The 1,624-nt window shown below is 65.1% G+C and carries 2 protein-coding genes; one reads left to right on the top strand and one right to left on the bottom strand.

Going from position 1 to position 1,624, the window contains the following annotated elements:
• A partial coding sequence (locus tag ACEVQ6_RS23600; protein ID WP_374891484.1) for an SDR family NAD(P)-dependent oxidoreductase occupies positions 1 to 707 on the bottom strand: 707 nt, incomplete at its 3' end.
• A 138-nt stretch (positions 708 to 845) separates the two neighbouring features.
• Here ACEVQ6_RS23600 and ACEVQ6_RS23595 point away from each other — a divergent pair.
• On the top strand, positions 846 to 1,624 hold a 779-nt coding region (locus ACEVQ6_RS23595), incomplete at its 3' end, for an AraC family transcriptional regulator (RefSeq protein ID WP_374891483.1).

The raw sequence follows: 1,624 nt of genomic DNA, 5'->3' as shown, positions 1-1,624 counted from the left end.
GATGCGACCAGCGCGTCCTCGTCGGCTTGCGTCATGTGTCGGCCGAGTTCGGTGCGGATACCGCCGGGCATGATCGCGCAGGCGCGCACCCCGCGCGCCCGGTGTCGTCGGTCGAATTCGACCGCGAACAGGATGTTGGCCGTCTTCGACCGGCCATAGGCAACCCAGGGATCATAATCTGTCCGTTCGAAATTCGGATCGTCGAGATCGACGTCGGAGAAGCGATGACCGGCTGATGACAGGTTCACCAGCCGGCCGCCATCGGCGATCAGCGAAGCGATGCGGTTCACAAGAACGAAGTGGCCGAGATGGTTCGTGCCGAACTGGGTTTCGAAGCCATCGGCCGTCTTTGCGAAAGGTGAGGCCATCACGCCGGCATTGGCGATGACGACATCGAACGGCCGACCATCTGCGCCGAGCCGATCGGCACAGGCGCGGACGCTGTCGAGCGAGGCGAGGTCGAGTTGAACGAGGTCGAAGCGACCCTTCCCTTGCGCGGCAGCAGCCCGAACACTCGCCGTTGCCTTCTCAGCCTTGACAAGGTCACGGGCGGCACCGACGACGTCGGCGCCGTGCGCCACCAGTGCGCGAGCGGTCTCGACGCCGAGACCCGCCGAGACGCCGGTGACCAGGATCCTTCGCCCCGTCAGGTCGACGCCGGCAAGCACCTCGTCCGTGGTTGATGTCGCTCCAAATGGTGATGTCATGGCAAGATCCTCGATGATTGGCAAAGCGGCGGACAAAACGCGGCCCGCCCCCAATAGATGGTCCGCTGCATCCGCCGCGCCGCGCCCGATCGTATCGAATCCTTGCCTGATCCTCTCGGGGGCTTGCGGCGGCACGGTTTGGCCACCATCATCCTCGGCATGAAGGACCTGCTCGATCCCCTCTGCCGCCGTGTCTTGCGCCATGCCGAGGGCATATGCCGGGAAACGGCCATTCCCAGGATTGGCCTCGGCGTTCTGCGCGAGCGCACCCTGCCGGCCGTCACCATCTGCGAGCCGATGATCTGCCTCGTGGTGCAGGGCGCCAAGCAGGTGCTCGTCGGCGACCGCATTCTGCGCTACGACACGGCAAGCTGCTTTGCCGCCTCGATCGAACTTCCAACGACCGGATGCGTGATCGAGGCTGAGCCGGACAAGCCCTATGTCGCGGTGAGCCTGACGCTTGATCGCGATGCCCTGACGAGCCTTCTCGCCGACATGGCCCCCATCGCGGCGACGAATGCGACACCCGGCTTCGGCGTCGCTCCTGTGACCCATGAGCTTCTCGAGGCCTGGAGCCACCTGATCGCCCTTCTCGACATGCCCGAAGATGTTCCCTATCTGGCCGAGGCGCGGGAGCGTGAAGTGCTCTATCGTCTGCTGCAAGGCGCGCATGGGCCGATGCTGCGGCAGATCGTTCGGGAGGATAGCAGGCTGTCGCAGGTCCGGCGCGCCATAGAATGGATCCGCCGACACTTTGATCAGACCTTGCGCACCGAGACGCTCGCCGACATCGCCGGCATGAGCGTTCCGGCGTTTCACCGGCACTTCAAGGCGGCAACGGCCATGAGCCCGCTCCAATACCAGAAGATGTTGCGGCTCCAGGCCGCGCGGCGTCTGCTGGCGACCAACGCGGACGC

The sequence above is a fragment of the Ensifer soli genome (genome assembly GCF_041928815.1).
Taxonomy (GTDB): domain Bacteria; phylum Pseudomonadota; class Alphaproteobacteria; order Rhizobiales; family Rhizobiaceae; genus JBHFEI01.
The sequence above is the reverse complement of the archived record's forward strand: the minus strand, read 5'-3'. Positions and strand labels throughout refer to the sequence as shown.